Origin of the sequence: Selenomonas sp. WCT3 (genome assembly GCA_900100835.1) — a bacterium.
Taxonomy (GTDB): Bacteria; Bacillota; Negativicutes; order Selenomonadales; family Selenomonadaceae; genus Selenomonas_A; species Selenomonas_A ruminantium_E.
The window spans coordinates 31,239-43,551 of sequence record FNCM01000002.1 but is presented as its reverse complement, the minus strand read 5'-3'; the positions used below and the strand labels follow the sequence as shown (position 1 = coordinate 43,551).

The 12,313-nt window shown below is 50.8% G+C and carries 11 protein-coding genes; all 11 read left to right on the top strand.

All coding sequences use genetic code 11. From position 1 onward, the window contains the following. Nucleotides 1–31: 31 nt before the first annotated feature. The 11 genes from BLQ36_RS01855 (at nt 32) to hemB (ending at nt 12,311) form a co-directional block, all read left to right on the top strand. Complete coding sequence (locus BLQ36_RS01855) at nt 32–1,714, top strand: phospho-sugar mutase (RefSeq protein ID WP_074513718.1); 1,683 nt, start codon at nt 32–34, stop codon at nt 1,712–1,714. Nucleotides 1,715–1,736: 22 nt separating this feature from the next. After that, nucleotides 1,737–2,309, top strand: a complete 573-nt coding sequence (locus BLQ36_RS01850) for a hypothetical protein (protein ID WP_074513717.1) — start codon at nt 1,737–1,739, stop codon at nt 2,307–2,309. A 150-nt stretch (nt 2,310–2,459) separates the two neighbouring features. Beyond that, complete coding sequence (locus tag BLQ36_RS01845; protein WP_074513716.1) at nt 2,460–3,920, top strand: glucose-6-phosphate isomerase; 1,461 nt, start codon at nt 2,460–2,462, stop codon at nt 3,918–3,920. Between the two features lie 160 nt (nt 3,921–4,080). Further along, nucleotides 4,081–4,662 (top strand): hypothetical protein, encoded by a 582-nt coding sequence (locus BLQ36_RS01840; RefSeq protein WP_074513715.1) that lies wholly within the window; start codon nt 4,081–4,083, stop codon nt 4,660–4,662. A 9-nt stretch (nt 4,663–4,671) separates the two neighbouring features. Further along, nucleotides 4,672–6,039: a type II secretion system protein GspD gene (locus tag BLQ36_RS01835; protein WP_074513714.1), complete on the top strand. Its 1,368-nt coding sequence runs from the start codon at nt 4,672–4,674 to the stop codon at nt 6,037–6,039. A gap of 15 nt (nt 6,040–6,054) precedes the next feature. Continuing rightward, nucleotides 6,055–6,726 carry a response regulator gene (locus tag BLQ36_RS01830; RefSeq protein ID WP_033169982.1) on the top strand — a complete coding sequence of 224 codons (672 nt, stop codon included), beginning with the start codon at nt 6,055–6,057 and terminating at the stop codon, nt 6,724–6,726. 201 nt (nt 6,727–6,927) lie between these two features. Further along, a complete protein-coding gene (locus tag BLQ36_RS01825) occupies nt 6,928–7,575 on the top strand; it encodes a precorrin-2 dehydrogenase/sirohydrochlorin ferrochelatase family protein (RefSeq protein WP_074513713.1) in 648 nt (215 codons plus the stop codon). Then, nucleotides 7,544–8,863: a glutamyl-tRNA reductase gene (gene hemA, locus BLQ36_RS01820; protein ID WP_074513712.1), complete on the top strand. Its 1,320-nt coding sequence runs from the start codon at nt 7,544–7,546 to the stop codon at nt 8,861–8,863. Before BLQ36_RS01825 ends, hemA begins: the two co-directional genes overlap by 32 nt. Continuing rightward, entirely contained in the window at nt 8,823–9,764 is a 942-nt protein-coding gene (hemC, locus tag BLQ36_RS01815) for a hydroxymethylbilane synthase (RefSeq protein ID WP_074513711.1), read from the top strand. The genes hemA and hemC overlap by 41 nt, the downstream gene beginning before the upstream one ends. 32 nt (nt 9,765–9,796) lie before the next feature. Then, nucleotides 9,797–11,311 carry a uroporphyrinogen-III C-methyltransferase gene (gene cobA, locus BLQ36_RS01810; RefSeq protein WP_074513710.1) on the top strand — a complete coding sequence of 505 codons (1,515 nt, stop codon included), beginning with the start codon at nt 9,797–9,799 and terminating at the stop codon, nt 11,309–11,311. 19 nt (nt 11,312–11,330) lie between these two features. Continuing rightward, nucleotides 11,331–12,311 (top strand): porphobilinogen synthase, encoded by a 981-nt coding sequence (gene hemB / locus BLQ36_RS01805; RefSeq protein WP_074513709.1) that lies wholly within the window; start codon nt 11,331–11,333, stop codon nt 12,309–12,311. The last annotated feature ends 2 nt before the right edge of the window (nt 12,312–12,313 follow it).

The window sequence follows — 12,313 nt, the reverse complement described above, 5'->3', positions numbered from 1 at the left end:
ACTACTGATTCATGAAAGGGATGGATTATCTATGTATCAAGATGAGTACAAACGTTGGGCTGCTGCCGATCTTTTAGATTTCGACCTCAATAAGGAGTTAAACGATATCAAAGATGACGAGGAAGCCATCAAAGATCGCTTTGCTGTTGCTCTGGAATTTGGTACGGCTGGTTTGCGCGGCGTATTGGGCGCGGGCACGAACCGCATGAATATTTGGGTCGTTCGTCAGGCTACACAGGGCGTGGCGGACTGGGTCAAGACTCAGTCCGGTACCCAGACGGTGGCCATCAGCTACGACAGCCGCCTTAAAGGCTGGAATTTCGCCCGAGAGGCTGCTGGGGTTCTGGCAGCTAATGGCATAAATGTCCGTATTTATGACGAGCTCATGCCGGTGCCGGCACTGAGCTTTGCAACCCGTTATTACAAGTGCAATGCGGGTATTATGGTTACGGCATCCCACAATCCGGCTAAGTATAATGGCTATAAAGCTTATGGACCGGATGGCTGCCAGATGACTGATGATGCAGCCGCAGTAGTTTACGAGTCCATTCAGAAAACCGACGTGCTTACGGGAGCAAAATACATCAGCTTTGCCGAAGGCGTTGCCAAAGGCTTGATTCAGTTCGTTGATGACGACTGCAAAAAGGCTTTCTATGAGGCAATTGAAGGCTGCCAGGTTCGCCCAGGTCTGGCGAAAACTGCTGGCCTTAAACTGGTTTATTCGCCCTTAAACGGTACCGGCCTAGTGCCGGTAACCCGGGTACTTAAGGATATCGGTATTACGGATATCACGATTGTTCCGGAACAGGAATATCCCAACGGTTATTTTACGACCTGCAGTTATCCGAATCCGGAAATCTTTGAGGCACTGGAGAAGGGCTTGACTCTGGCCAAAGAGGAGCAGGCGGATTTGATGCTGGCTACGGACCCGGATGCGGATCGCGTTGGCATCGCCATGAAGTGTGCCGATGGTTCCTATGAATTGGTTTCGGGCAACGAAATGGGTGTTCTGTTGCTGGATTATATTTGCCAGGGGCGCATTGAGAAGGGAACGATGCCGAAAAATCCGGTAGCGGTTATGTCGATTGTATCGACGCCATTGGCGGATAAAGTAGCAGAACACTACGGTGTTGACCTGCGGCATGTGCTCACGGGCTTCAAATGGATTGGTGATCAGATTGCCGGCCTGGAGGCCAAAGGGGAAACGGAGCGTTTCATCTTTGGCTTTGAGGAAAGCTATGGTTATCTTGCTGGCCCCTATGTTCGCGATAAGGATGCGGTGGTTTCGTCCATGCTTATCTGCGAGATGGCCGCTTATTACCGCTCCATCGGGTCTTCCATTAAACAGCGTTTGGAAGAAATTTATCAGCAGTATGGCCGCTATTACAATGCGGTGGATTCCTTCTCCTTCCCGGGGCTGTCGGGGATGGATAAGATGAAGGGCATCATGGCCGAGCTTCGCAAGAATCCGCCCCAGTCCTTCGGCAGCCGCAAGGTGGCTGAGCTTATCGACTACAGTGCGCCGGAAAAGACCGGGCTTCCCAAGGCCAATGTCCTGATTTACAAATTGGATGATGGTTCCACGGTGGTGGTTCGTCCGTCTGGCACGGAACCGAAAATCAAGACCTATTTCACCACCCTGGGTAAAGACCTGGATGAGGCAAAAGCAGTGAAAGACGCATTGGCAGAGGCTGTAAAGCCGCTGCTGGCATAAAAAATTATCAGAGGTGTATTGGATGAATATTATGGACAACAATCTGCGGGATGTTGAGCAGTTAATCATGGAAAGTGACTTTGACCCGGCTGGAGGTAATCCGGAGAAGTCCTTGAAGGCAGATGTTATGGAAAATTACGTGGAACAGCTGCTTTCGGTTATTGACCTTCGTCAGCTCAAACCCTATAAGGTGGTTGCCAATACGGTCAATGCAACTGCAGGACCGGTCATCAATGCACTGGAGAAAAAACTCCCCTTTGATGTGGTGAAGGTTCATAATGTTTTTGACCGCAGTTTCCCCAATGGCGTTCCGGATTCCACCAATCCGGCCATGCGTGAGTATACGGCAGCAGCTGTTCGTGGACAGGAGGCCGATATGGGCGTGCTGTGGGATTTGGATTTTGGCCGTTGCTGCCTCTTTGATGAGAACGGCGAAGTAATAGAAGGGGAGTGCGGAACCCGCGGCATGCTGGTTTGGATTTTGGTACTGGCACTGCTCTCGAAATCCTCTTGCCGGACGGTATCGGAACTTTTGCCGGATCATTCCTTTGAGCTCGAGAAACTAGTGGAAAGGTTGAAACAACTTTCCAAATAACGATGAAACGCTAAAAATTCCTTCACAGTAAAAAGGATGCATGCTATAATAATCACGTATTATACGATATGTGGTTTTTTATGGTAGCATCCTTTTTTTACTGCGATGGCACGCAGCGGGGATGTGGAGTACAGAGGAGTGTTGACGAGAATGAGTTTGAAACTGAAATCAGGTTTTACGTTTGATTATGACAACCTGTATGGTGAAGGCAAAGTTACGGATGCAGATCTGAAATGCTACGAAGAAGATCTGAAAAAAGCTCATGAGGCTATGAAAGTAATGCGCGAAAAAGGTTTTATCCGTGCGCATCTTTCCAAAGATGGTGAGCCGGAGAAGGTCCTTTTCAGCCAGCTGCCCTATGTTGAGGAAGGTCATCTGAACAGCCCCAGCTCCATGAAACATTTGCAGGAATTGACGGACCATGTAAAAGACAACGTGGACGTTGTAGTTTCCCTCGGTATCGGTGGTTCTTATCTCGGCGACAAAGTCCTCTTTGATGTTCATTGCGGCGAGTTCTGGAACGCCCTGTCGAAAGAGGAGCGCAATGGCTTCCCAAAGGTTGTCTTCAGTGGTCAGAACATCGACCCGCGCCGCACGGGCGACATCATCCGTTATCTGAAAAACTCGGCAGCAGTTACCAAGAGCCATGAAAAACGCAATCTGAAGGTTCTGCTGCTGGTTATCTCCAAATCCGGCGGTACCCTTGATACCATGTCCAACTTCATGGTTATCTATGACGCGCTGCAGAAATTCGAGAACGTCGATGTGGAAGTAGTAGCCGTTACGGATCCGAACATGGAAAAACAGACGCTCTTGAAGAAGTTGGCTATTGAAAAAGGCTGGCCGCAGTATGCTGTACCAGACGGTGTCGGCGGACGTTTCTCGATTTTCTGCGAAGTCGGTCTGACGCTGGCTGCCTGCATTGGTTTCGACATCCAAGCATTCCTCGATGGTGCTAAAGACATGGACAAGGCTTGCCAGAATGACGATATGTGGCAGAACCCGGCAATGCTCAATGCTGCCCTGAAATTTGCTGCCTCGGAGAAACATGGCCGTGATATCGAAGTCATGATGCCTTATGGCGATTACCTCAAATCCGTTTCGGAGTGGTATATCCAGCTGCTGGCTGAGTCCCTGGGCAAACAGTACAACAAGGAAGGCAAGGAAGTATGCTATGGCCGTACGCCGCTGGTGGCAGTTGGTACGACGGATATGCATTCCCAGACCCAGCAGCATCAGGAAGGCAAACTGGATAAAATCGTTCAGTTCATTCGCCTGGAAAACTGGGAAAATGACCTGGAAATTCCGAATGTATTCCCAGAAGCTCAGAAACTGGCCGACATCTCTGGCGTAACCATGGGTCAGGCTCTGGAGGTTGCTCGTCAGTCGAATGCGGATGCGCTGGCTTCCAATAAACGCTACAACGCTTGCTTTACCCTGCCGAAACTGGATGCTTATCATCTTGGTGAGCTGCTGTACATGCTGGCTATGTCGGTTGCTTACGAAGGTGAGTTGGCTGATGTGGATGCCTTCGACCAGCCGGGTGTTGAGTCCTACAAACGCATCATGGGCCCGAAACTGGCTGAGCGCAAAGCTATGAACCAGAAATAATTTTTAAGTAGGATTAGGAAGAACTTTCTCGTAAGAGGGAGTTCTTCTTTTTTATTGATTGTTTTGAAGTTTTTAATAAATGCTATACAAACACGAACAATGCGAATATAATAATATCGAAAAGCTTCTTATAAAGAGACAAACAGGAGGAGAGTCGTTTATGGATGCACAATATAACAGCAAGAAACTGGCAGCTCTGTTTGTTACGATATTGTTTTGCGGTGTAAGTGTATTGTACGCCGGCAAAGATGGGGAGAGTGTGTCCACAGAATCACCAGAGCCCAAGGAAGCACCAGAGGTGTTGGGGCGGCGAGGAATACGGGGGGCGGATATTCAGGTGGCAGAGGAGGATATCCGTAATCCTTTTACGGCCGTTCATGAACGAGCGGGGGAGGACTGCCAGGCACAAGCAGTATCAAAAGAAGCGAAGCTGTCACCGGAACCGTCAGCGGCAAGAACAACAATGCCGCTGACAAAGCTGCCGGAAAAGCCAAAGCCTCAAGAACCGTCGCTAGAGCCGATGGACGAAGCTCGCCCTGCGGACCCAGAACTTTGCGGGATTATGCAGGGAGATGATGGCAAGGTGGCTCTGCTGCGCATTGGCGGGCAGACAGCTGTCCTGTCGGCGGGAGAAACCTTTCAGGATTGGCTGCTGGTTCAAATAGGTGAGGGATTGGTTATCCTGCGCAGGGATTGGCAGGATAAATGTCTATATCTTCGGTCCTATTACTATGAGAAATGAGGATGAGCGATGAATAAATGGCAGAAAGGGAAGACTATCGTTGTTGGAGCCTTCGTGATTTTTTTCTTGCTGCTGATGGGGCGGCTGACAGCTTCTCCTATGCGGGTGCAGGTGGTCAATGGTGATGTGCGGTCGGTGCTTTTATCGGCGGCTAAAATGGGGCATTTCAATCTGGTATTAGATGATGAGGTCAAGGGGACGGTAACCCTCGATATGACGGAAGAACCAGACCGGGTGATGCAGCTGGTGGCGTCAGCGAAGGGGCTTATTCTCTTTCAAGACGGCGATGATTATATTGTGACCGTTGGTAGCAGGAACAGGAGTTTATCCCATATTCATGCGTATAAAGTGAAATACGCCAATCCCCATGACTTGGCCAAGGCGGTAAATTTATCGCTCTTAAATGAAGGAAAATTTGATTCTGTGTTGAATAAGAATTATAATGATACGAAGAATGAGGCAAATGCCAAAAAGACTGCTGGGCGGACGGCAAATAGGGCTCTCGTGGATGAGACATCCGGCTCGGTTATTTTTTATGGAACGGCGTGGGAGGCTCAGGAAGCTGAGGCTGTTTTGCGTAAATTGGACGTTCCGGCAGAACAGGTATCATTAGAAGCAAAAGTAATTGCACTTTCGCGCAGTGCATCAAAGGATTTGGGTGTGGAGTGGCAATGGTCAACACTGCCACAGTATCCGGATTACCACAAGACGCGATACAAAAACGGACGGGGCGGGGATTATACGGATACGGAAATCCGCCGCCGGTTCAATGGCAGTGAACAGATTCCGGGGATAATCCGTTTCGGGCATGGCCCCGAGGGGAGACCTTATGAATTTTATTTTAGTGCAAAGCTCAATGCTATGATTGCGGATGGCAAGGCCAAAATGTTGGCAAAGCCGAATATTACTACGTTACAGGGGCACGAAGCTGTAATTAATATCGGTGGAGAGGTTCCAGTGCCGACACAGTCTGTCACGGAATCGTCGACAATAACTACGATGACGTATCGACAGACTGGTATTATTTTGCGGTGTATTCCGCGGGTTAATACCGGAGGAAAGATAACGGCAGAGGTTCATACGGAGGTTAGCTCGCCTATGTATGTCAATGATATCAAGGCGTATCGCTTTCAAAAACGAAGCGCCGATACTACGGTTCGCCTTAGGGATGGGGAGACTATGGTAATCGGTGGATTGATTGGCAGCGATGAATCCCGTTCCATGAGCAAAGTGCCGTTTATTGGGGATGTTCCTATTTTGGGGAGCTTTTTTCGCAATTACAAGAGGAATCATACGGAGTCGGAAATCATGATTTTCCTGACGGCCCGTGTACTTAAGGATTCCGGCAGTACGATAGATACAGGCCAATGCGACTAGAAAAGGAGAACAGATATGGCGATTAAGATTTTGATTGCAGACGACCATGCCTTGCTGCGGCAGGGGATCAAGCGTGTGCTGAACTTTGAAGATGATCTTGAGGTCATCGGTGAAGCAGAGGACGGCCAGGAGACCTTGGCTCGTACGCTGATGCTTCAACCGGATGTACTGCTGTTAGACCTCAACATGCCAGGGCTCAGTGGCTTGGAAGTTGCTCGTCAGCTTAAGCAGGCAGAATGTCCAACCAAAATTGTCGCCTTGACGATTCACGATAGCGATAACTACGTATTGGAATTGTTGAAGAATGGCGCGCTGGGGTACTTGTTGAAGGATGTGGAACCGGCGGTACTGGTCAAGGCTATCCATGTGGTAAATGAGGGCAACGCCTTTGTCTATCCTAAGCTGGCAGAGCGGCTCTTTGGCAGCCTGTCGATTTCGGATGATGTGGAAACAAAGGCCCGGGAAATGCTGGATGAGAGCCGTGGCGAACGGTTGACTGCCCGTGAGATGGATGTATTAGAGTGCATTGCCAAAGGTTTTTCCAATCAGGATATTGGCAAGGCCTTGGGGCTTAGTGAAAAGACAGTCAAGAATCACTTGACCAGCATTTTCCATAAACTCAAGGTCAATGATCGTACTCAGGCATTGGTTTACGTTTTAAAGAACAAAATCATATCGCTGGACTGAGGATAATACGCAGGATTGGGACTGTGATCGAACCGTTCTGTATGCAAGAAAGGCCGCGGACTCCAAAACGAGTCAGCGGCCTTTTATGATGAAGGATTTTGCGTATAGAAAAATCTTCCAATCAGCGGTATAATAGTAGAAGCAGTTTGAAAAATGAATCTAATTCGTAAATGATATTCGTTCAGGAAAGCAGGGGAGCAAATGCTTTATCCATTGAATCTGGACCTGTCCGGCAAAGCGTGTGTGGTGATAGGCGGCGGCCAGGTGGCAGAGCGGAAGGTAAAGGGCCTTATCGCCGCCGGGGCTGATGTAACGGTTATTGCACCGGCTGTCACCGAAGGGCTGCAGCAAATGGTGGGGGAACACCAATTGCGCTGGCAGGCTGGCGCTTATGCGTATGGCATGCTGGCACCGTATCAGCCATTGCTGGTATTTTGTGCAGCGGATTCGGAAACAGCCAACCGGGAGGCAGCGCGGGAAGCCAAACAGCTCAGAGCGTTAGTCAATGCGGCGGCGCAGCCGGAGGTGACGGACTTTCAAGTTCCCTCCCGGGTCGTTCGAGGCGATTTGCTGCTGACGGTGGCGACTGGTGGTGACAGTCCGGCGTTTTCACGGCTGTTGCGGAAACGGCTGGAACGGGAATATCCCCAGAGCTTTGCGGAGTTTTTACCGCGGCTCAGGGCTTTACGGGAAGAAATAAAACAGCTGCCGGGAGGTAGTGCGGAGCATCAGCGCCGTTGGCGCAAGGCTCTGAATCAGTGTGTGATAGATTTAGTGAGAGCCGGTCAGCTGGACCGGGCGGAGGAAGAGATACGCAATGGAATTATTGATGCTGGGGCTGAATCATAAAACTGCTCCTGTTGATGTGCGGGAGCGGTTCGCGATACCGAAACAAGCAATACGTGATGGGTTGGCCAATCTCAATGACTACGAGGGCCTTTCGGAGGCGGTGGTCTTATCGACCTGCAACCGCAGTGAGATGTATGCGGTGGTGGACGACATTCGAGAAGACTTGCCGACGCTGCGGCAGTTTCTCTTCGACCTTACGGGGAATGAGGAGAATATCGACGAGTATCTCTATCATTATGAGAATGAGGAATGTATCCGGCATCTTTTCAAGGTGGCGTCAAGTCTTGATTCCCTGGTGCTGGGAGAAGGTCAAATCCTGTCGCAGGTAAAGGCCGCTTATGCCTTAGGACGTGAAGCTGGTACGACTAGTACCATTCTCAACACCCTTTTCCACCGGGCCATTGCCTGTGGCAAGCGAGTGCGGACGGAAACCCGCATTCAGTATAATTCGGTTTCGATAAGCTACGCGGCGGTGGAATTGGCTCGTGAGGTGCTGGGGGAATTGACCTCCTCCAACGCTCTTATCTTCGGTGCGGGCAAGATGGCAGAACTTACGGCGCAGCATCTGGTTTCTCGGGGAGTCAAGAAAATCTACGTGACCAACCGTCATTTGGAACGAGCTGAGCAGTTAGCAGACCGGTTTAACGGCGAAGCGATTCCCTTTGACGAAGCGATGAAAAAGGCGGTGGACGTGGACGTCATCGTGACCTCTACCGGGGCACCCCATTATGTCATTAAGCCCTGGGAGACACGCCAGCTCATGACCAAGCGCAAAGGCCGCCAGCTGTTCCTCATCGATATTGCCGTGCCCCGTGATGTGGACCCTGAGGTAGGGGAAATCAAGAACGTCAGCCTTTACAACATCGATGCGCTGGAAGAAGTCGTTGATGAGCATGTACAGGAACGGCGGGAAGAAGCGGTTCAGGCCCAGAAAATCGTGGAGGAGGAAGTGTTATCGATTGAAGATAAATTCCAATACCTGTCCTTTCGGCCGCTTATGGCCTTGCTATCCGAGCGCTGCGAACGAATTCGGCAGCGGGAAATCAAGCGAGCCAGCTCAAAGCTTCCTGACCTTACCAAGGAAGAGAAGCGCCAGATTGAGCATATGACCCGCATGATTGTGCGAAAGATTTTGCGCATGCCGATGATGAAATTGAACGCATCGGCTGGGACCCCACAAGAAGAATTCTATATCGACGCAATGCGCTCGTTATTTAAACTCGATACGATAGGAGAGACAGCTACCCGTGAAGAAAGACACCATCATTATCGGTACGCGCAGCAGTAAGCTGGCACTTTGGCAGGCTGAGTACGTGAAAGGCCGTCTGGAGGAAGAATATCCAGGGCTTACGGTAAAGCTCAAGCTCATGACCACTAAAGGGGACAAGATTCTCGACGCACCGCTGGCTAAAATCGGCGGCAAGGGCCTTTTTACGAAGGAATTGGAGACAGATATGCTGGAAGGGGGCATTGACCTGGCGGTGCACAGCCTAAAGGACATGCCGACGGAAGTTCCGGCAGGACTGGTGATTTCTGCCATCACCAAGCGCTTTGATCCCGGTGATGCCGTGGTAAGCCCTACGTACAAGAAGTTTTCGGAGCTGCCACCAGGAGCAAAGGTGGGCACATCCAGCCTGCGCCGCAAGGCACAACTTTTGCATGTGCGCCCTGATCTCAATATCTGTGACCTGCGGGGAAATGTCAACACGCGGCTTCGCAAGCTGGAAGAGGAAAATTTCGATGCAATAATCTTGGCAGTGGCAGGACTCAAGCGTTTAGGTTTTGGGGAACGCATTACCGATGTGCTGCCGAAGAGCATGGTGCTTCCGGCGGTGGGCCAAGGGGCACTGGCCATCGAGACCAGAGCCGCTGATAAAGAGGTTCGCGAGCTGATTGCCTTCCTCAATGATGAGGAGACGGTGCAGTGTGCAATGGCAGAGCGTTCCTTCTTGGCACAGGTTGAAGGCGGCTGTCAGGTTCCTGTGGGCGTTTATGCGACTCCGGCAGGGGAGGGGAAACTTCAGGTGGAAGCCGTAATCGCCTCTGTGGATGGTTCAAAACTCTATCGGGATAAGCTTACGGGAACTGCTGAGGATTGCGAAAAAATAGGCCGGGAACTGGCGGATAAATTGTTGGCAATGGGTGGGCTGCAAATCATGCAGGAAATTGGTCTGCTCATGGACCGCTAAAAGAGATTTAAATGGTTAAGGGAGAGATAAATATGGCAGGAATGGTATATTTGGTAGGTGCAGGTCCGGGAGATTACCGGCTGATAAGCCTCAAGGCAGTGGATTGCCTGAAAATGGCAGAGGTCGTGGTTTACGACCGCCTGGCTGATGATCGGATTCTCCAATGGGCTCCGGATGATGCAGAATACATCTATGTGGGTAAGGCATCTAGTAATCATACCATGAAGCAGGAGGACATTAACCAGCTGCTGGTGGATAAAGCCAAAGAAGGGAAATGCGTGGTGCGCCTCAAGGGCGGCGACCCCTTTGTTTTTGGCCGCGGTGGCGAGGAAGGGCTGCTGCTGCAGGAAAACGGTCTGCCCTTTGAGATTGTGCCGGGCATTACGTCGGCGATTTCAGTACCAGCTTATGCGGGCATTCCGGTTACACATCGTGCGGTGGCAACTTCCTTTGCGGTGGTTACAGGACATGAAGACCCCACCAAGGGTAAGAGCAACATGCGTTGGGAGCATCTTTCCACCGGCGTAGATACGCTGGTATTCCTGATGGGGGTGGCCAATTTGCCCCATATCACGAAAAAACTCATCGAAAACGGCCGTCCAGCCGATACGCCGGCAGCTGTTATTCGCTGGGGCACGAAGCCTGAGCAGCGGGTGCTCATGACAACGGTGGGCACGGCTGCAGAGGATGTGGCCAAGGCCAACCTCAAGCCGCCAGCAATCTTTATTGTTGGTGATGTCGTCAATCTGCGTGAAAAACTTCAGTGGTTCGATGAGCCCCAGACTCATCCGCTGTTTGGCAAGACTGTGCTGGTCACCCGGGCGCGCAGCCAGGCATCTAAACTCACGGCCCGTTTGGAACAGCTAGGAGCTAAGGTCATCGAGACGCCAGCTATCCGCATCGAAGAACCGGCGGACCATTACGAAGTCCTTGACGCAGCCATTGGAAAACTCCAAGACTATCAGTGGCTTATCTTTACTAGTGCCAATGGCGTTGACCGCTTTTTTGACCGCCTTATGAAGGCTGGTAAAGATGCTCGGGCTTTGGGCTATGCCCAATTAGCGGCCATCGGCAGTGCCACGGCAGCTAAACTCAAGGAATATGGCCTCGTGGCGGATGTGGTACCGAAGGAATTTCGGGCTGAGGGCGTTTTGGAAGCGCTCAAGGGGAAATTTCCGCCCCATGCGAAGATTTTGATTCCGCGGGCGCAGGAGGCAAGAGAAATCCTGCCAGAGAAGCTGCGTGAGCAGGGTGCTGTGGTGGATGTAGCACCGGCCTACCGGACGGTGGCAGCAGAAGTTGATGCGGAAGCCCTAAAGGCAAAACTAGCAGCTGGGGAAATTGACCTGGTGACCTTTACAAGTTCTTCCACGGTGACGAATCTCATCAAGATTATCGGTTCGGCTGCTGCCTTGGCTCATAGCAAAACTGCTGTCATCGGCCCTGTTACGGCAGATACGGCGAAGAATAACGGCATTGAGCCGGATATTGTCGCCGAAGAATATACGATTGATGGCTTGGTTGAGGCAATTAAAGCGAATATTTGATTCATAGGAGATGGATTTTATGTATACTCAGAAACTCCGTCCGCGTCGCATGCGTATTTCACCGGCTATGCGCGCCATGGTAAGGGAGACGAATCTTTCGGCAAAGGATTTTGTTTATCCGATTTTTGTCGTTCCAGGGGAAAATGTCAAAGAAGAAATCCCCAGCATGCCGAACTGCTATCATCTTTCGGTGGATAATGCCGTAAAAGTTGCCCAGGAATGCTGGCAGCTGGGCATCCCTTCCGTTGAGGTCTTTGGCCTGCCGGAGTACAAGGATGAGGATGGTTCGAGCGCCTGGGATATGAATAGTCCGGTACAGCGTGCTATTAAGGCCATCAAAGAAGCCGTTCCGGAAATGATGGTGGTGGGGGATGTTTGCCTTTGCCAGTACACGTCACATGGTCATTGCGGCCATTTGGAAGACCATTATGTGGACAACGATAAGACGCTGAAACTGTTGCAGAAAGTGGCTGTTTCCCAGGCTAAGGCTGGTGCGGATATCGTAGCGCCGTCGGATATGATGGATGGACGGGTAGCGGCTATTCGTGAAGCCCTGGATGAGGCCGGCTACATCAATGTCTCGATTATGAGTTATGCGGTAAAATACGCTTCGGGCTACTATGGTCCTTTCCGCGATGCAGCCGATAGTGCACCGAGTTTTGGAGACCGCCGTCAGTATCAGATGGATCCGGCTAATGCCCATGAAGCCATTAAGGAAGTTGATCTGGACATTGCCGAGGGGGCAGATATCATTATGGTTAAACCGGCGTTGGCTTATCTTGATGTAGTTCGTCAGGTTCGCGACCATATCCATCATCCGGTAGCGGTCTACAATGTCAGTGGTGAGTATGCTATGGTCAAGGCTGCCGCTGCCAATGGCTGGATTGATGAAAAGCGCATTGTGCTCGAAACGCTTATGGGAATGAAACGCGCAGGGGCAGATATCATCATTACCTATCATGCTATTGATGCTGCCAAATGGCTTAAAGAAGAGGAGTAATT

Excerpts from the sequence above, each read along its gene's own strand:
- BLQ36_RS01855 (WP_074513718.1), top strand. The coding sequence starts at position 32 with ATGTATCAAGATGAGTACAAACGTTGGGCTGCTGCCGATCTTTTAGAT.
- BLQ36_RS01850 (WP_074513717.1), top strand. The coding sequence starts at position 1,737 with ATGAATATTATGGACAACAATCTGCGGGATGTTGAGCAGTTAATCATG.
- BLQ36_RS01845 (WP_074513716.1), top strand. The coding sequence starts at position 2,460 with ATGAGTTTGAAACTGAAATCAGGTTTTACGTTTGATTATGACAACCTG.
- BLQ36_RS01840 (WP_074513715.1), top strand. The coding sequence starts at position 4,081 with ATGGATGCACAATATAACAGCAAGAAACTGGCAGCTCTGTTTGTTACG.
- BLQ36_RS01835 (WP_074513714.1), top strand. The coding sequence starts at position 4,672 with ATGAATAAATGGCAGAAAGGGAAGACTATCGTTGTTGGAGCCTTCGTG.
- BLQ36_RS01830 (WP_033169982.1), top strand. The coding sequence starts at position 6,055 with ATGGCGATTAAGATTTTGATTGCAGACGACCATGCCTTGCTGCGGCAG.
- BLQ36_RS01825 (WP_074513713.1), top strand. The coding sequence starts at position 6,928 with ATGCTTTATCCATTGAATCTGGACCTGTCCGGCAAAGCGTGTGTGGTG.
- hemA (WP_074513712.1), top strand. The coding sequence starts at position 7,544 with ATGGAATTATTGATGCTGGGGCTGAATCATAAAACTGCTCCTGTTGAT.
- cobA (WP_074513710.1), top strand. The coding sequence starts at position 9,797 with ATGGCAGGAATGGTATATTTGGTAGGTGCAGGTCCGGGAGATTACCGG.
- hemB (WP_074513709.1), top strand. The coding sequence starts at position 11,331 with ATGTATACTCAGAAACTCCGTCCGCGTCGCATGCGTATTTCACCGGCT.